The following is a 16,066-nucleotide window of genomic DNA, read 5'->3' on the forward strand; positions in this document are numbered from 1 at the left end:
TCAGCATGCCCTGGCCGGCAGCCGGACTCTGCGCTGGTCAAGAGCGCTGGACGCCGCGCCAGATGCCCGGTTGGGCACCGAGGCGGCCCTGCGCGCCGATCAGATCGACCGGCTCAGCGCGCCGCGTCCGGATATCTGCCATATGTCGATGGATCGCCCGCGGATCATGGGCATCCTCAACGTGACCCCGGACAGCTTTTCCGACGGCGGCCAGCATTTCGCCCTGAGTGATGCGGTGGCACGGGCGATGGCAATGGCGGTGGATGTGGATATCCTCGACATTGGCGGCGAAAGCACCCGGCCCGGCGCCCGCGAAGTGCCGGCGGCCGAGGAAATCGCCCGCACCGCCCCGGTGATCCGCGCCCTTCGCAGGGCGGGACTCACCACGCCGATCTCGATCGATACCCGCAAGGCGGCGGTGGCGGCGGCGGCGCTGGATGCCGGGGCGGATATGGTGAATGACGTCACCGCCCTGCGCTTTGACCCCGATATGGCAGCGCTGGTTGCGGATCGGGCGGTGCCCATCTGCCTGATGCATTCGGTGGCCGATCCGGAAACCATGCAGGATCACGCCGACTATCGCGATGTGCTGAGCGAGGTTTATGACCATCTGGCCGAACGTATGGATGTGGCCGAGGCGGCGGGCATCGACCGCGCCAGGATGATCGTCGATCCCGGCATCGGCTTTGGCAAGACCGAAGACCACAACATCAAACTCCTGCAAGGGCTTGGCCTGTTGCACGCTTTGGGTGTGCCGGTGCTGCTGGGTGCCTCGCGCAAGCGCTTTATCGGCAGTATCGGTGGCGCCGAGGCGGCGGACGACAGGATGCCGGGATCGCTCGCCGTTGCTTTGCATGGCGCCGCGCAGGGGATACATATCCTGAGAGTTCACGACACCGCTGAAACGCGGCAGGCGCTTCTGTTGTGGGAAGCATTGGCAGGCAACGAGGGACAGAACGAAAATGGGACGTAAGCTGTTTGGAACCGACGGCATCCGGGGCCGGGCCAATACCGAACCAATGACGGTGGAAACCGCCGTTCGGGTCGGTGCGGCTGTCGGGCGCTATTTCCGCAAGGACCATAGCCGCGACCACCGGGTGGTGATCGGCAAGGACACCCGGCGCTCTGGCTATATGTTCGAAAACGCTCTGACCGCCGGCCTGACCTCGACCGGGATGAATGTGCTGTTGCTCGGCCCGGTGCCGACGCCGGCAGTCGGGCTGCTGACCGTGTCGATGCGGGCTGATCTGGGGGTGATGATCTCGGCCAGCCACAATCAGGCCGAAGACAATGGCATCAAGTTCTTTGGCCCCGACGGGTTCAAGCTGTCGGATACCGCCGAAGCCGAGATCGAGGCGATGGTCGCCGAAGGTGTCGAAGCAGCGCAGGCGAGCAATATCGGTCGCGCCCGGCGGATTGACGAGGGCCGGTTCCGTTACATGGAGCGGCTGAAAACCACGCTGCCCGCCGGGATCCGCCTGGCCGGGCTCAAGGTGGTGGTCGATTGCGCCAATGGCGCCGCGCATCGCACCGCCCCCGATCTGCTGTGGGAACTGGGGGCCGAGGTGATCCCGATCGCCACCTCGCCGAATGGCTATAACATCAATGAAAACTGCGGCTCGACCCATCCCGACGTGGCAGCGGCGGCGGTGGTGGCGCATCACGCTGACCTCGGCATCTGCCTGGACGGGGACGCTGACCGGGTGATCCTGATCGATGAAACCGGCAAGATCGCCGATGGCGATCAGGTGATGGCGCTGCTGGCCTCGCGCTGGTCCGAAGAGGGCCGCCTGAAGGGCGGGGCGCTGGTGGCGACGATCATGTCGAACCTCGGGCTGGAATATTACCTGCGCGCCCGGGGGCTGCGGCTGGAACGCACCAATGTCGGCGACCGCTATGTGGTCGAACGGATGCGCCAGGGCGGGTTCAACCTGGGTGGTGAACAATCTGGCCATATCGTGATGACCGATTTCGCCACCACCGGCGACGGGTTGATGGCCGGGCTGCAATTCATCGCGGCAATGGTTGGCAGCGGCCTGCCGGCCTCGGCCCTGGCGGCGCAGTTCGAACAGGTGCCGCAATTGCTGAAGAACGTCTCCTACAAGACCGGCACCGATCCGCTGTCGGATGCCGAGGTGCAACAGGCGATCGCCAGCGCCAAGGCAAGGTTGGGCACCAGCGGCCGCCTGGTGATCCGCAAATCCGGGACCGAGCCGCTGATCCGGGTGATGGCCGAATGCGAGGACGAAGACCGGATGAAGGCCGCCGTCGACAATGTGATCGGCGCGGTGCAACAGGCGGTTTGATCGCGGCACTGGCGCAGGCTGGCCGGGAACTTCCGCGAATTGAACGAAAAAAGGGCGCCCAATGGGCGCCCTTTCCGATTCTCAGGACAGCGCCCCGATCAGTTCTTCGACTTGTCGACCATCTTGCCCGCGGAAATCCACGGCATCATCGCCCGCAGTTTCTCGCCGACCTGTTCGATCTGGTGTTCGTCGTTCAACCGGCGGGTGCCCTTGAAGAACGGCTGACCGGCGATGTTTTCCTGCATGAAATCGCGCACGAATTTGCCGGTCTGGATGTCGCGCAGAACCGCCTTCATCTTCGCCTTGGTCTCGTCATAGGGCAGGATCCGGGGACCCGAGACATATTCGCCATATTCGGCGGTATTGGAGATCGAGTAGTTCATGTTGGCGATGCCGCCCTCATAGATCAGATCGACGATCAGCTTCACCTCGTGCAGGCATTCGAAATAGGCCATTTCCGGCGCGTAACCGGCCTCGACCAGGGTTTCAAAGCCCATGCGGATCAGCTCGACCAGGCCACCACACAGCACCGCCTGCTCACCGAAGAGGTCGGTTTCGCATTCTTCGCGGAAGTTGGTCTCGATGATGCCGGAACGCCCGCCACCGATGGCTGAACAATAGGACAGGCCGATTTCCAGCGCCTTGCCAGAGGCGTCGTTGTCAACGGCGACAAGGCAGGGCACGCCGCCGCCTTTGGAATATTCGCCGCGCACCGTGTGGCCGGGGCCCTTGGGGGCCATCATGATCACGTCAACGCTGGGCTTCGGCTCGATCAGGCCGAAATGCACGTTCAAGCCGTGGGCAAAGGCAATCGCGGCGCCGTCGCGCAGGTTGTCGTGGACGTATGTCTTGTAGGTTTCGGCCTGCAATTCGTCGGGCATGGTGAACATGATCAGGTCACACCAGGCGGCGGCCTCGGCGATGCCCATCACCTTCAGGCCTTCGCCTTCGGCCTTCTTGGCGCTGGCCGAGCCTTCGCGCAGGGCGACGACCAGGTTCTTGGCGCCGGAATCGCGCAGGTTCAGCGCGTGGGCATGGCCCTGGGAGCCATAGCCGAGGATGGCCACTTTCATGTCCTTGATCAGATTGATGTCGCAATCGCGGTCATAATATACGCGCATATTTCTTCCTTCCTTGCAGGCCGGTCACCGGCGGTTCTGGGCGCAGCATAGACCTCGGGCCTCGAATTGGATTGCATCTCTTGCTGATTTCACTCACTTTATCGGATATTCATTCTCTATTCACAACGAATCCGTAAAATTCATGCTTACCGATACCGATCGTCGTATCCTGCGTCAGCTGCAGGCCGACCCGGCCGCCAGCGCGGCCGAGCTGGCCGACCGTGCCGGACTCAATGCCGCGACCTGCTGGCGGCGGCTGGAAAAGCTGCGTGAGAGCGGGGTGATTCGTGGCACCGGTGCGGTGATCGACTGGCGGGCCCTGGGCTGGGAGGTCGAGGTAAGCCTGCGCATCACCCTCGACAAGACCGCGCCGCGCGCCTTTGACGACTTCCTCATCGCCGCAAGGCAGGTGCCGGAAGTGCTCGAAATTCAGACCTTCCTTGGCCAGGTCGATGTCCGCCTCGGGCTGATCGCCCGCGATATGGGGCATTACAGGGATATCTACCGCGACCGCATCCTGACCCTGCCGCATATCATCGATGTGCAGGCCCTGATGCATCTCGCCCGGGTGAAATCCGATATGGCGCTGCCGATATGATCGCTCTGGATGACATCGACCGCCGTTTGCTGCGCCTGCTGGTCGAGGATTCGGGGCAGGGGGCCGGGGCGCTGGGACGCAGGGTCGGGCTGTCGCAACCGGCGGCCTGGCGGCGGATCAAACGTTTGCAGGACAGCGGCGTGCTGGCCGGGCACCGGCTCGACCTCGATCTGGCGCAGCTCGGCTTTGGCGTCACCGTCTTTCTCGGGGTCAAGATCACCACCAGGGGCCGGCTCAGCGTCGAGGATTTCGAACGCGCCGTCAGCGCCATCCCCGAGGTGCAGTCGGTCGAGCACATCCTTGGCCTTTACGACTACCGGTTGCGGGTCACCGCGCGCGACATTGCCGATTTCGAACGGGTGCTGCGACGCCGGATCATGACCCTGCCCGGGGTGGCCAATGTCGATGCCAATGTGATGCTCTCCGAGGAACGCCTGCCTGGCCCCCTCGGCTGATCCCGCCTCTGCAGTTTCCTCTGGTCGAAAATATCCTGGGGGAGCGCGAGGGGGCAAAGCCCCCTCGTTCCGAGCCGAAAACCCGGCGTGACCTTAGCCCGTCCTTGCGCCCAGCCCCATCTGCATCAGCAGCTTGCGCACCGGCGCCGCACCATAGAGCGCCGACAACCCGGCAGCGCGCAGATCGCGCATCGGCTGCGCCTGGATCTGGCTGGCCCGGTTCAGCGCGTCGATGCCGGCGGCGCGGATTCGCACCTCGCCATGACGGGCCTTGTGATAGGCCTCCAGCACCTCAGCGCGGCCTGGATCGTCGCGATGCGCCAGCGCCAGATCGCGCAGGGCGCGCAGATCGCCAAGGCTCATGTTCAGCCCCTGCGCCCCGATCGGCGGCACCACATGCGCCGCTTCGGCCAGCAGCGCCAGCCGTTGGCCGGCCATCCGTTCGGCCACCTGGGTGATGATCGGCCAGACGGCGCGCCGGGTCGCCAGGGTCAGCGGTCCGAACAGCCCGCAGGAGCGGCGCAGCATCTCGGCTTCGAAATCCGCGACCGGCATTGCCGCCAGCTCCATCGCGCGGGGCCCGTCCTCCATCCAGACCACCCCCGAGCAGGGCAGGCCATCGCGATCCGGCAGCGGCACCAGGGTAAAGGGCCCGCCGGAGCGGTGGATTTCGGTCGAGACGTTTTCATGTGGCACCGGATGCGTCACGGCAAAGGCCAGCGCCTTTTGCCCATAGCGCGTCACCTTGACGCCGATCCCCGCCGCCCTGCGCATCGCTGAGTCGCGCCCGTCCGCCGCGATCACCAGTTTCGTGCGGACCCTGGTGCCATCACTCAGGCTGACCCGCGCCTCGTTCAGCCGGGTGAACAGGGCGGTGGTGCCGGTGCCGGGGCGAAACTCGACAGTGTCCAACGCCGCGATTCGGGCCACCATTTCGCGGCGGAGCAGCCAGTTCGGCAGGTTCCAGCCAAAGGGCAGATCGCCGATCTCGGTGCTGTCGAAATCACGCTGTTGCCGGGCGACCGGATCCGGCCCGCCGGCATCGACGATACGCATGATCCGCAGCGCTGCCGCATGCGGTTCCAGCGTCGCCCAAAGACCGGCGTCCGCCAGCAGCTCCCGGGCCGGTTGCAGAAAGGCGGTGGTGCGCATATCCGCGCCGTCCGCCTCGGAATCGGTGATCGGCGGTGCCGGATCAACGCAAAGCACCTTGAAGCCTTCGTTGCCCAGCAGGCAGGCGGCGGTCAACCCGGCGACACCGCCGCCGGAAATCACCATGTCATAGTCGAAATCGCGCGCCATGTTCCGCCCCTTTCGGCCTTTGCTAGGTCATCCGCGGCCCGGCGTCCAAGCGGCATTCGGTCCCGCCTGGGTTACAGCAGCCGCGCCAGAAAGCCGTTCAGATCGTCGGTGTGGTGATGGATATGCGCGGCCGGTTCCGGCTGGTCGGCGACATGAACGGTGCGCATTCCCATCGCGTGTGGGGCGGCCAGGTTGCGGGGATCATCCTCGAACATCGCGGCCTGCGCCGGGTTGAGCCCGTCGCGGGCAAAGACCGTGTCAAAGGCGGCGCGGTCGGGTTTGGGATGAAACCCGGCCTCCTCAACCCCGTAGATCGCATCGAACACCCCGTTCAGCCCGCGCGCCGTCACCACCCGTTCGGCATAGGGTGCCGTGCCATTGGTATAGACGATCTTGCGCCCCGGCAGCGCCCGGATCCGTGCGGCGAGCACCGCATCCGTCTGAAGATGGCTGAGGTCGATTTCATGCACATGGGTCAGGTAGGGGCCCGGGTCGACGTCATGCAGGCGCATCAGCCCGGCCAGGGTGGTGCCGTGATCGCGCCAATAGCTGCGGCGCAGGAAATTGGCCTCGTCCAGATCCACCCCCAGCGCCTGCATCACGTATTCGCTCATCTTGACTTCGATCTGGGCGAACAGCCGAGCCGAGGGCGGGTAGAGTGTGTTGTCGAGGTCGAACACCCAGCTGCGCACATGTGCGAATCCGGGGCCGAGGTCGTCGAGATTGGAAGCGGTGTTCATCCCGCCAATCTAAGTGGCGCGTCGGGGTGGGACAAGCCGCCACTTGCCCGCCAGGGGCGGGCGCGGCTAGGGTCGCGCGATGAAAGAGACATCCGCAAAACCCCGCCCGGCGAAACCGGCCCCGGCTGACGCCTATGCGCTGATCCTCGAGGCGATAGATGTCGGCGATTACCGGCCCGGCGACCGGCTGGTGGAAAGCGATCTGGCGGAACGCTTCGGCGTGTCGCGCACCCCGATCCGCGAGGCGCTGCAGCGGCTGGAAACCCAATCGCTGCTGACCCGCGACGGGCGCTCGCTGATTGTCGCCTCGCTCGATCACAATCAACTGGCTGAGCTCTACGCGGTGCGGGCCGAGCTTGAATCGCTGGCGGCGCGGCTGGCGGCGCGTCATGCCACCGCCGAAGAGATGAAGGTGCTGTCCGACATGGTCGCCGCCGACCGGGCCTTGCTGGGAGACCCGGGCGCGCTGGCCCGGGCCAACCGGCGGTTTCACAAGCAGATCCACCTGGCCTCGCACAATCGGTTTCTGGTGCAGCAGCTGGATCTGGTGCATCGCTCGATGGCCTTGCTGGCGACGACCTCGCTGGCGGCGCAGGGCCGCGACGCGGCGGCCCTGGCTGAACATGATGCGATTGTCAGCGCGATCTGTGCCCGCGACGAGGGCCGCGCCGGCGAGGCGCTGCGCGATCATATATCAAAGGCGTTCATCACCCGGCTCAAGCTTGATTCTGGCGGTGTGGCGCCAGTGGCATAGCGGGTGTCGGGCGAAGTTCTGGACTCGGGTCGTGACTCATTGTCCGGGCCCACGGCGTCCGGCGGCAGCGAATGGCCATGCGGGGTCTTGTCCCAATAGAACGGCACCACCAGCAATTCGAACAGCGCCTTGTAGGCGGCCAGCGACGCCAGCGGGAAATACAGAATCATCGTCGGCACATAGGGCCAGAGATGCCGGTGAATCGCCCGCCTGGTGCCGAGCACCGCGAGCACCATGTTCAGCCCCTCAGCCAGCAGGCACAGGTTGAACACCGGCCAGATCACCGTATTGGACACATAATTCGTCATCGGATGTGGCAGGCCGACCGCCACCAGCCAGAAGGTCCAGAGCACCGGCCCCAGCAGAAACTGCGCCACCGCGACGGTGAAATGCAGCTGGAACCCCAAGAATCGCCAGGCGCCCAGGGCGCGATACAGGCCGACCGGGCGGCGCATCTGCACCAGATAGGTGACGATATACCCCTTGATCCAGCGTGAGCGCTGACGGATCCAGCCGACGGGGCGGCAATTGGCCTCTTCGTTGGTGGTGGTGTCGATGACCTCGGTGCGGTGGCCATAGCGGGCCAGCCGGAACCCGAGATCGGCATCTTCGGTGACATTATGGGCATCCCAGCCGCCGACCTGTTCCAGCGCGGCGCGGCGCAGGAACAGGGTGGTGCCGCCCAGCGGCACCGCCAGGCCGAGCCGGGCCATGCCGGGCAGCAGCAGGCGGAACCAGGTGTTGTATTCAATGGTGAAACAGCGGGCGATCCAGTTTTGCCTTGGGTTATAATAATCCAGTGCTCCCTGCAGGCAGGCGACCTCGGGCGGGGCGGCGGCAAAGCGGGCGGCGACGCGCAGCAATTGATCCCGGTCTGGTGCATCTTCGGCGTCATAGATGCCGATCACCTCGCCCCGGCAGAAATCGAGGGTGTAATTCATCGCCCTTGGTTTGGTGCGCGGGGCGCCGTCGGGCACGGTGACCACCTGCATCCAGTTCGGCAATTCGGCAGCGCCCAGCGCCCGGGCGGTCAGGTCGTCGGTTTCCTCCAGCGCCAGCAGCACCTCAAGACGGTCGCGCGGGTAGTCCAGCCGCTGCAATCGCTGCACCAGCCGACTGGCGATACAGGGTTCGTGATAGAGCGGCACGATGATCGAAATTGTCGGCAGGTCGCTGGGCGGTGACACTGGTTCAACCTGGGGCGGCGCTTGGCGTCCGCTGCCGATCAGCTGCGCCAGGGCTGCGGCGCTGCGCAGGGTGACAAGGGCGGCCAGGGTGAAAAAGGCTGCGGCGACCAAGGTGGAAAACACCGCGCCGGGCACCAGCGCCACGGCAAATCCGGCAAGGCCGAGAATGGCCAGCGCCGCAAGTCGCAGACGCAGGCTGGGACGGTAGCTGCGAAAGCTGTCCTCGGGGCGCGGGCGGGCGGCCATGCGGCGGATCAGATGCGCACGGTGCCGGGTAGTGACGGCGCCCAGCACCTCGGCGCGCGGGGCCAGAACCGCGCGGGCCGGTCCGATATCGGCGGGCAGAATCGCCGCCAGATTGCGGGCGGTTTCCGGCTCGGCGGTGGCGCATATCAAGGTGCTGCCGACCCGTCGCCACGGTAGAAAAGCATGTCTGAGGCAGAGCTCTGGCGCGATCAGCCCGGCCAGCGCCGGATCCGGCGGCATCAGGGTCAGCGCCACCTGGTCCAGGTCGAGGATGCGCGCCGCGCCGTCGAGCATCGCCGCTTCGCTGAGACCACCGGCGCGAAACAGCTCGTTCAGCGCGGCCAGCGCTTGCCCGGGTTCGGCGCTGCGACGACGGTCGCGGATTGGCTGGGGCGCGGAGGGGGGAACTGCGAGGTCGGGTTGATCGGGTTGCGGCGCCTCCGGCATCGGCAATTTCGGCGAAACCGTCACCAGACGATGCGCGCTCTGCACTGCCAGGCGATGCGGCACCTGCCGCCCCGCCGCCATGCCCGGCCCGCGTTTGCGAAATGATCTGAGTTCGGACGCCACGATTCCCCCACCGCTGAGCACTGCAACCAGTGAGGGAGGTCGAGGTAAAGGTAGTGCTAACAAATAGTTATCAAATCCTTAATTCGGGCTTTGCCGATTAAGGATTGATCACAGAGAGCGGTGACGGCCCGGCTTGCCCGGGTCCGGTCTGGTTGAGTTTTAGGCGGCGTCCATCAGGGCGACGAAACGCTCGAACAGATAGAAACTGTCCTGCGGTCCGGGGCTGGCCTCGGGGTGGTATTGCACCGAAAACACCGGGCGGCCGTCCAGACGGATGCCGCAATTGGAGCCGTCGAACAGTGACACATGGGTTTCCATCACCCCGGCGGGCAGGGACTGGCTGTCGACGGCAAAGCCGTGGTTCATCGAAGTGATTTCGACTTTCCCGGTTTCCAAATCCTTAACCGGATGGTTGGCGCCATGGTGGCCGTGATTCATTTTCACCGTCGCCGCACCCAGCGCCAGCGCCAGCATCTGATGGCCGAGGCAGATGCCAAAGACCGGCAGATCGGTGGCCAGAACCGTCTGGATCATCGGCACCGCATAGGTGCCGGTCGCCGCCGGATCGCCGGGGCCATTGGACAGGAACACCCCGTCCGGCTGATGCGCCAGCACTTCGGCGGCGGTGGCCGTGGCCGGCAGAACCGTGACGTCGCAGCCCGCCGAGGCGAGGCAGCGCAGGATATTGCGTTTGGCGCCGAAATCGATCGCCACCACCTTGTGGCGGGCATTGTCCTGACGGGCATAGCCCTGCGGCCAGGCCCAACGCATTTCGTCCCAGCGATAGGATTGTGCACAGGTGACCTCTTTCGCCAGGTCGAGCCCGGTCAAGCCGGGAAATGCCCGGGCGCGGGCCACCAGCGCGGCAATATCGAACTTGCCCTCAGGATCATGGGCCAGCGCCACATGCGGCGCGCCCTGCTGGCGAATGGCGCGGGTCAGGCGGCGGGTGTCGATGCCGCCGATGGCGATGCGGCCGCGGGCGGCCAGCCAATCCGACAGCGCCCCGGCGGCGCGCCAGCTTGACGGCTCGGTCGGGTCCCATTTCACCACCATGCCGTCGGCAACCGGATCGGCGGTTTCGTCATCATCCGGGTTCACCCCGACATTGCCGATATGGGGAAAGGTAAAGGTGACGATTTGCCCGGCATAGGAGGGATCAGTCATGATCTCCTGATAGCCACTCATCGCGGTGTTGAAACAGAGCTCGGCCTGGGTTTCGCCGGTCGCGCCGAAACCTTTGCCATAAAAGATCGTGCCATCGGCAAGGGCGAGGCAGGCGGTGGGGGTCGAGGCTTGGGGCTGCGGCATGGGCGGATCCGTCCGGGCTGGCAAATTCGCGCGACCCTAGTGCCGGGCCATGGGGGGGTCAAGGGCTGGCTGGCGGCGCAAACGCCGCGTCGCAGCATTCCGGGCGGTGCCGTGCAGGAAAGGTTGTTTTGGGTGGCGGGATTCGATATGAGGCAGGCTTGTCACTCAGTCCAGGGGATGGGACCGATGGAACTACGCGCTCGTGTCACGGCGGCCCTCAAGGTCGCGATGAAGGAACGTGCGGCCGAAAGGCTCAGCACCCTGCGGCTGATCAGCGCCGCAATCAAGGACAAGGATATCGAGGCGCGCGGCGATGGCCGCGAGGATGGCGTCGGCGACGACGAGGTGCTGGCGATTCTTGGCAAGATGGTCAAACAACGCCAGGAAAGTGCGCGCGCCTATGAAGAGGGCGGGCGGATCGATCTGGCCGAACGTGAATTGTCGGAAATCAGCATCATCGAGGAATTCCTGCCCCGGCAGCTGAACGATGACGAAGTCGCCAAGGCGGTCGATACCGCGATTTCCGAAACCGGCGCGGAATCGATCCGCGACATGGGCCGGGTGATGGGGGCGTTGAAGTCGAAATACACCGGTCAGATGGATTTCGGCGCGGTCGGCCCGCAGATCAAGACCCGGCTCTGCACCGCAGGCTGATCTGGCCGACGGCCGCGGCTCAGCCCGCCTCGGCGCGGGCTGACATGGTCACCACATCGTCAGTCAGGCGACGCACCCGCAGATAGAGCATGCCGTCTTTCTCACGCGCCTCGACATGCACGCTGTGCCCGACAATCAGCGGCGACAGGCCGCGATAGCTGAACCGGCGCGGAATCGCACCAAGCTGCGCGGTGGCGAGGTTCTGCAGCCAGACCGCCTGCAACGGCCCATGCACCACCAGCCCGTCATAGCCCTCGACCTCGCGGGCATAGGCGGCATCGTAATGGATCCGGTGGCCGTTGAAGGTCAGCGCCGAATAGCGAAACAGCAGCACCGGGTCCGGGGTGATTTCCCAATGGGCGAGGACCTGCCAGGATTCGGCCTGCGGTGGCAGCGGCGCCGGTGCGGAGGGATCGGGATCCTGACGATAGACCAGATCCTGACGCTCGCGCAGCACCAGATTTCCGCTGACACTATACTCGTGGTCGACGGCAACAAAGCCAAGCGGCCCGCTGCGGCCGTCTTTGAACGAGACGCTGCGGATGATCGAGGTCTTGGTGACCTCGTCATCGACGGCAAAGGCGCCCAGCCATTCGATCTCGCCCCCGGCCCACATTCGGCGCGGCAATGGCAAGGCAGGCAGGAACTGCCCGGGGCGCGGGTGGCCGTCGCGGCCCAGGTCCGGCGCCGCGACCGCCTCGGGGGTGAGGCACCAGTGATAGCCGGGCGGCACCGCGCCCGGACCCGGCGCAACAGCCAGGCCTCCGGCCAGGGCAATGCGGAATTCGTTCAGCATCCGCGGGGTAATCCGGTCTGTCCGCACGAACTGCCGCCCGATCCAATCGTCGTAATCGCCCATCTTATCCTCCGCTTGCTGAGTGGATGATATCGCCGTTCCGGGCCCGGGACCAGCCGCACAACACGACGAATTGCGCCGCGCCTGCGCAATTCGTCGGCCATTCCACCGGCCATTCCACCGGCCATTCCACCGGCCATTCCACCGGCCATTCAACTGGCCCTTTCAACGGGCCGTTACCGGCAAAGCCATTCCCGTCCATCACCCGATCCGACCGGCACCCGCCCCGCCGCGGCGCTTGGACCTAGGGCAGGGTGCGACACATTAGTTTGATCTGCGTCAAATCCGTCCATTGCCCGCGCCCCAAAGGCGGACTAAAACATCGGCAAAGTTGTTGGTCTGACTCTCGGACCAGTTGAACACGGGCAAACAGGAGGCAACGCATGGCGGACGCAGCCATTCACGGCCATGACCATCATGATGATCGCGGGTTCTTTACCCGATGGTTCATGTCCACGAACCACAAGGATATCGGGATCCTCTACCTCGTCGTTTCGGCGTTGGTGGGCCTCGTCTCGGTCCTCTTCACCGTCTACATGCGGATGGAGCTGATGCAGCCGGGGGTGCAATACATGTGCCTCGAAGGCGCGCGGTTCATCGCCTCGGATGCGCCCTGCACGCCGAACGGCCACCTTTGGAACGTGCTGATCACCTACCACGGCGTGCTGATGATGTTCTTTGTTGTCATTCCCGCGCTGTTTGGCGGTTTTGGCAACTATTTCATGCCGTTGCAGATCGGCGCGCCGGATATGGCGTTCCCGCGGATGAACAACCTGTCCTTCTGGATGTATGTGACTGGCACCGCACTCGGCGTCTGTTCGCTGCTGGCGCCGGGAGGCGATGGGCAGCTTGGATCGGGTGTCGGCTGGGTGCTCTACCCGCCGCTGTCAGTGAACGAAGGCGGCATGTCGATGGATCTGGCGATCTTCGCGGTGCACGTCTCGGGTGCCTCGTCGATCCTGGGTGCGATCAACATGATCACCACCTTCCTGAACATGCGCGCCCCGGGGATGACCCTGTTCAAAGTGCCACTGTTCGCCTGGTCGGTGTTTATCACCTCTTGGCTGATCCTTCTGTCACTGCCGGTTCTGGCTGGTGCCATCACCATGCTGCTGACCGACCGTAACTTCGGAACGACCTTCTTTGATCCGGCAGGCGGCGGGGATCCGATCCTCTACCAGCATATCCTGTGGTTCTTTGGCCATCCGGAGGTCTATATCATCATCCTCCCCGGCTTTGGCATCATCTCTCACGTCATCGCCACCTTCTCGAAAAAGCCGATCTTTGGCTATCTGCCGATGGTTCTGGCGCTGATCGCGATCGGGGTTCTGGGCTTTGTCGTCTGGGCGCACCACATGTATACGGTGGGTCTGTCGCTGAGCCAGCAAAGCTACTTCATGCTGGCCACCATGGTGATCGCGGTGCCGACGGGGGTGAAGGTGTTCAGCTGGATCGCCACGATGTGGGGCGGGTCGATTGAATTCAAAACCCCGATGCTCTGGGCCTTTGGCTTTCTGTTCCTGTTCACCGTTGGCGGTGTCACCGGTGTGGTGCTCAGCCAGGCGGCGGTCGACCGGGCCTATCACGACACCTATTACGTGGTGGCGCATTTCCACTATGTGATGAGCCTTGGCGCGATCTTCGCGATCTTTGCCGGCATCTATTTCTGGTTCGGCAAGATGACCGGCCGGCAATATCCGGAATGGGCGGGCAAGCTGCACTTCTGGGCGATGTTCATTGGTGCCAACCTGACCTTCTTCCCGCAGCACTTCCTCGGTCGTCAGGGCATGCCGCGCCGCTATATCGACTATCCCGAGGCGTTTGCGCATTGGAACTATGTCTCGTCGATGGGGGCGTTCCTGTCCTTTGCGTCCTTCGTGTTCTTCTTTGGCATCGTGATCTACACGCTGACTCGCGGCGCCAAGGTCACCGAGAACAACTACTGGAACGAATATGCTGACACGCTGGAATGGACGCTGTCCTCGCCACCGCCGGAGCATACATTCGAGATTCTTCCCAAACGGGAAGACTGGGACAAAGGCCACGCGCATTAATCCGCGCCTGACCCGGATCAGATAGAACGGGCCCCGGCGGAAACGTCGGGGCCCTTTTGGTTTCCGCCAGATTGGCGCAGCTTGGGTTCCTTTCATGGTATTTCTGCATTCCACCCCACATGCGGCCATGGTTGCCGGTCCGCTCAGCCGGACGCTGTGGCTGATTGGCGTGCCCGCCGTTGCCGGGTTCTGGTGGGGGGCGCAGGACCGCAATTTGTTGCCCTCGGCGCTGCTGTTCGGGGCCGCGGCGGCGCTGGCCCCGGCGGCGCTGTTCGAAATGGCCCTGCCGGTGGTGCTGTCGCATAATCCCGGTGGCGGCGCGGGCATGGTGCAGGTGTTCCTGCTTGGCCTGCGCGCCCTGCTGCTCGTCGGGATTGCCGCGACGCTGGCGCAATGGTTGCGGCGGTTGGCCTTGCAGAGCATTGCGCTGCCGATCGGCCCGCTGGTGGCGCTGTTCGTGGCGTTTTACGCGGCGATGATCGCGCCGCGCCCGACCTTGTTGAGCGAAACTTTTGCGCCCGGCGTCGGCGGCGCCGGGGACCCGCTGGCAGCGCTGACGCTGATCCTGCCGATTGCCCCCTGGATCGCTGCCGTCGCCCTGGGCGGGATTGCTGCGGTGGTGTTTCATGCGCGGCGGGTGCGTTAGGCCGCAATGCCCTATGAATGGTCCAACAGTCACCGCCGCCTGACGCTTTGGCCGCACCGCTCATTGCCGTTGCGCGGTTTCGCCGTGGTGATCGGGTTGTTCTTTGTGCTGGCGATGGTGCCGATGTTTGCGTTGATCGGCACGGTGTTCCTCTGGACCTTGCTGCCCTTCGGATTGGCCGCGCTGGCGGCACTCTGGCTCGGGCTGCGGCTGAACTATCGCGCCGGGGACATCATCGAAACACTGGAGATCGGGCCGGAGCGGGTGGTGCTGCTGCGCCGGAATCCGGACCGGAGCGAACTGAGCTGGACCTGCAACAGCTATTGGGCGCGGGCCGAGCTGCATCTGCGTGGCGGGCCAGTTCCGAATTACGTCACGCTGACCGGCAATGGTCGCCAGGTCGAGATCGGCGCCTTTCTGAGCGAGGGCGAGCGGCGGGCGCTTTATGGTGAGCTGGCCTCGGCGCTGGCGGAGCAGAAGGGCCGGGGCGCACCGGGTTGATCCGGGCGCCTAGGCCTCGCCAAACACCTCGACAAATTGCCGCTGCAACGCCAGATCCAGATCCGCCATCGTCACCGGCAGCCCAAGATCGACCAGCGAAGTCACCCCATGGCCGCTGATCCCGCAGGGCACGATGCCGTCGAAATGGCTGAGGTCCGGTTCGACATTGATCGAGATGCCGTGAAAGCTGACCCATTTGCGCAGCCTTATACCGATGGCGGCGATCTTGTCCTCGCGCGGGGAGCCATCGGGCAGGGGGGCCTTGTCCGGGCGGGCGATCCAGACCCCGACCCGGCCATCGCGGATTTCTCCGCGCAGGTTGAATTCGCCCAAGGTGGCGATCACCCAGGCCTCGAGCTGTTGCACGAACCGACGCACGTCGCGGCCACGGCGGCCGACATCCAGCATCACATAGATTACCCGCTGGCCCGGCCCGTGATAGGTGTATTGGCCGCCGCGCTTGCTGACATGCACCGGGAACCGGTCGGGGTCGGTCAGATCGGCAGGCTTGGCCGAGGTGCCGGCGGTGTAGAGCGGCGGATGTTCCAGCAGCCAGATGCATTCCGGCGCGGTGCCGGCTGCGATCGCCTCGGCCCGCGCCTCCATAAAGGCGACAGCGGTGGCGTAATCCGTCAGCCCCTCGGACAGGCGCCATTCGGGTGCCGTCAGAGGGCTGGCGCTATTGCGCGTCGTTTTTGTCGCCACAGGCGTGATTCGGGTATAAACTGGGTCCATTGCGACAAGGTTATATATGGAGTGATCAGG

16 protein-coding genes are annotated in these 16,066 nt (G+C 64.8%); 9 read left to right on the forward strand and 7 right to left on the reverse strand.

Going from position 1 to position 16,066, the window contains the following annotated elements:
* Positions 1-46: 46 nt before the first annotated feature.
* On the forward strand, positions 47-973 hold the full coding sequence (gene folP, locus P1U48_RS05105) for a dihydropteroate synthase (protein WP_301067908.1): 927 nt from the start codon (positions 47-49) through the stop codon (positions 971-973).
* The gene (gene glmM / locus P1U48_RS05110; RefSeq protein ID WP_301067794.1) at positions 963-2,306 is read left to right on the forward strand and encodes a phosphoglucosamine mutase; all 1,344 of its coding nucleotides are present in this window, start codon (positions 963-965) and stop codon (positions 2,304-2,306) included. Before folP ends, glmM begins: the two co-directional genes overlap by 11 nt.
* 98 nt (positions 2,307-2,404) lie before the next feature.
* Here the strand turns inward: glmM and ilvC are convergent, their stop codons facing one another.
* Positions 2,405-3,427 carry a ketol-acid reductoisomerase gene (gene ilvC / locus P1U48_RS05115; RefSeq protein ID WP_301067795.1) on the reverse strand — a complete coding sequence of 341 codons (1,023 nt, stop codon included), beginning with the start codon at positions 3,425-3,427 and terminating at the stop codon, positions 2,405-2,407.
* Positions 3,428-3,569: 142 nt separating this feature from the next.
* Here ilvC and P1U48_RS05120 point away from each other — a divergent pair, with 142 nt between their 5' ends.
* Both P1U48_RS05120 and P1U48_RS05125 read left to right on the forward strand, forming a co-directional pair.
* A complete protein-coding gene (locus tag P1U48_RS05120; RefSeq protein WP_301067796.1) occupies positions 3,570-4,025 on the forward strand; it encodes an Lrp/AsnC family transcriptional regulator in 456 nt (151 codons plus the stop codon).
* Positions 4,022-4,480: an Lrp/AsnC family transcriptional regulator gene (locus P1U48_RS05125; RefSeq protein ID WP_301067797.1), complete on the forward strand. Its 459-nt coding sequence runs from the start codon at positions 4,022-4,024 to the stop codon at positions 4,478-4,480. The genes P1U48_RS05120 and P1U48_RS05125 overlap by 4 nt, the downstream gene beginning before the upstream one ends.
* A 93-nt stretch (positions 4,481-4,573) precedes the next feature.
* On the opposite strand, the gene P1U48_RS05130 is transcribed toward P1U48_RS05125, so the two are convergent.
* Both P1U48_RS05130 and P1U48_RS05135 read right to left on the reverse strand, forming a co-directional pair.
* The gene (locus tag P1U48_RS05130) at positions 4,574-5,782 is read right to left on the reverse strand and encodes a UbiH/UbiF family hydroxylase (RefSeq protein ID WP_301067798.1); all 1,209 of its coding nucleotides are present in this window, start codon (positions 5,780-5,782) and stop codon (positions 4,574-4,576) included.
* A gap of 71 nt (positions 5,783-5,853) precedes the next feature.
* Positions 5,854-6,522, reverse strand: a complete 669-nt coding sequence (locus P1U48_RS05135) for a pyrimidine 5'-nucleotidase (protein WP_301067799.1) — start codon at positions 6,520-6,522, stop codon at positions 5,854-5,856.
* 79 nt (positions 6,523-6,601) lie between these two features.
* Between P1U48_RS05135 and P1U48_RS05140 the strand changes: the two genes are divergently transcribed.
* Positions 6,602-7,276, forward strand: a complete 675-nt coding sequence (locus P1U48_RS05140; protein ID WP_301067800.1) for a GntR family transcriptional regulator — start codon at positions 6,602-6,604, stop codon at positions 7,274-7,276.
* Here the strand turns inward: P1U48_RS05140 and P1U48_RS05145 are convergent.
* A complete protein-coding gene (locus tag P1U48_RS05145; protein ID WP_301067801.1) occupies positions 7,210-9,279 on the reverse strand; it encodes a glycosyltransferase family 2 protein in 2,070 nt (689 codons plus the stop codon). The genes P1U48_RS05140 and P1U48_RS05145 overlap by 67 nt on opposite strands.
* Positions 9,280-9,438: 159 nt before the next feature.
* Complete coding sequence (gene carA / locus P1U48_RS05150; protein ID WP_301067802.1) at positions 9,439-10,590, reverse strand: glutamine-hydrolyzing carbamoyl-phosphate synthase small subunit; 1,152 nt, start codon at positions 10,588-10,590, stop codon at positions 9,439-9,441.
* A gap of 186 nt (positions 10,591-10,776) precedes the next feature.
* Here carA and P1U48_RS05155 point away from each other — a divergent pair, with 186 nt between their 5' ends.
* Entirely contained in the window at positions 10,777-11,244 is a 468-nt protein-coding gene (locus P1U48_RS05155; protein WP_301067803.1) for a GatB/YqeY domain-containing protein, read from the forward strand.
* Between the two features lie 19 nt (positions 11,245-11,263).
* On the opposite strand, the gene P1U48_RS05160 is transcribed toward P1U48_RS05155, so the two are convergent.
* Positions 11,264-12,103 carry a MaoC family dehydratase N-terminal domain-containing protein gene (locus P1U48_RS05160; RefSeq protein ID WP_301067804.1) on the reverse strand — a complete coding sequence of 280 codons (840 nt, stop codon included), beginning with the start codon at positions 12,101-12,103 and terminating at the stop codon, positions 11,264-11,266.
* Positions 12,104-12,483: 380 nt separating this feature from the next.
* Between P1U48_RS05160 and ctaD the strand changes: the two genes are divergently transcribed.
* The 3 genes from ctaD (at position 12,484) to P1U48_RS05175 (ending at position 15,301) form a co-directional block, all read left to right on the forward strand.
* On the forward strand, positions 12,484-14,154 hold the full coding sequence (gene ctaD, locus P1U48_RS05165; RefSeq protein ID WP_301067805.1) for a cytochrome c oxidase subunit I: 1,671 nt from the start codon (positions 12,484-12,486) through the stop codon (positions 14,152-14,154).
* A gap of 94 nt (positions 14,155-14,248) precedes the next feature.
* Positions 14,249-14,800 (forward strand): hypothetical protein, encoded by a 552-nt coding sequence (locus P1U48_RS05170; RefSeq protein ID WP_301067806.1) that lies wholly within the window; start codon positions 14,249-14,251, stop codon positions 14,798-14,800.
* Between the two features lie 6 nt (positions 14,801-14,806).
* The gene (locus tag P1U48_RS05175) at positions 14,807-15,301 is read left to right on the forward strand and encodes a DUF2244 domain-containing protein (protein WP_301067807.1); all 495 of its coding nucleotides are present in this window, start codon (positions 14,807-14,809) and stop codon (positions 15,299-15,301) included.
* Positions 15,302-15,310: 9 nt separating this feature from the next.
* On the opposite strand, the gene lipB is transcribed toward P1U48_RS05175, so the two are convergent.
* On the reverse strand, positions 15,311-16,036 hold the full coding sequence (gene lipB / locus P1U48_RS05180; protein ID WP_301067808.1) for a lipoyl(octanoyl) transferase LipB: 726 nt from the start codon (positions 16,034-16,036) through the stop codon (positions 15,311-15,313).
* Between the last annotated feature and the right edge of the window lie 30 nt (positions 16,037-16,066).

The sequence above is a fragment of the Pseudooceanicola sp. genome (assembly GCF_029213205.1).
Taxonomy (GTDB): domain Bacteria; phylum Pseudomonadota; class Alphaproteobacteria; order Rhodobacterales; family Rhodobacteraceae; genus Pseudooceanicola.

Bases quoted from the DNA above. Each gene is read 5' to 3' on its own strand.
- P1U48_RS05140 (WP_301067800.1), top strand. From the start codon at position 6,602: ATGAAAGAGACATCCGCAAAACCCCGCCCGGCGAAACCGGCCCCGGCT.
- P1U48_RS05170 (WP_301067806.1), top strand. From the start codon at position 14,249: ATGGTATTTCTGCATTCCACCCCACATGCGGCCATGGTTGCCGGTCCG.
- glmM (WP_301067794.1), top strand. From the start codon at position 963: ATGGGACGTAAGCTGTTTGGAACCGACGGCATCCGGGGCCGGGCCAAT.
- ctaD (WP_301067805.1), top strand. From the start codon at position 12,484: ATGGCGGACGCAGCCATTCACGGCCATGACCATCATGATGATCGCGGG.
- P1U48_RS05135 (WP_301067799.1), bottom strand. From the start codon at position 6,522: ATGAACACCGCTTCCAATCTCGACGACCTCGGCCCCGGATTCGCACAT.
- ilvC (WP_301067795.1), bottom strand. From the start codon at position 3,427: ATGCGCGTATATTATGACCGCGATTGCGACATCAATCTGATCAAGGAC.
- P1U48_RS05160 (WP_301067804.1), bottom strand. From the start codon at position 12,103: ATGGGCGATTACGACGATTGGATCGGGCGGCAGTTCGTGCGGACAGAC.
- P1U48_RS05130 (WP_301067798.1), bottom strand. From the start codon at position 5,782: ATGGCGCGCGATTTCGACTATGACATGGTGATTTCCGGCGGCGGTGTC.
- carA (WP_301067802.1), bottom strand. From the start codon at position 10,590: ATGCCGCAGCCCCAAGCCTCGACCCCCACCGCCTGCCTCGCCCTTGCC.
- P1U48_RS05125 (WP_301067797.1), top strand. From the start codon at position 4,022: ATGATCGCTCTGGATGACATCGACCGCCGTTTGCTGCGCCTGCTGGTC.
- P1U48_RS05175 (WP_301067807.1), top strand. From the start codon at position 14,807: ATGCCCTATGAATGGTCCAACAGTCACCGCCGCCTGACGCTTTGGCCG.
- P1U48_RS05155 (WP_301067803.1), top strand. From the start codon at position 10,777: ATGGAACTACGCGCTCGTGTCACGGCGGCCCTCAAGGTCGCGATGAAG.
- P1U48_RS05120 (WP_301067796.1), top strand. From the start codon at position 3,570: ATGCTTACCGATACCGATCGTCGTATCCTGCGTCAGCTGCAGGCCGAC.
- lipB (WP_301067808.1), bottom strand. From the start codon at position 16,036: ATGGACCCAGTTTATACCCGAATCACGCCTGTGGCGACAAAAACGACG.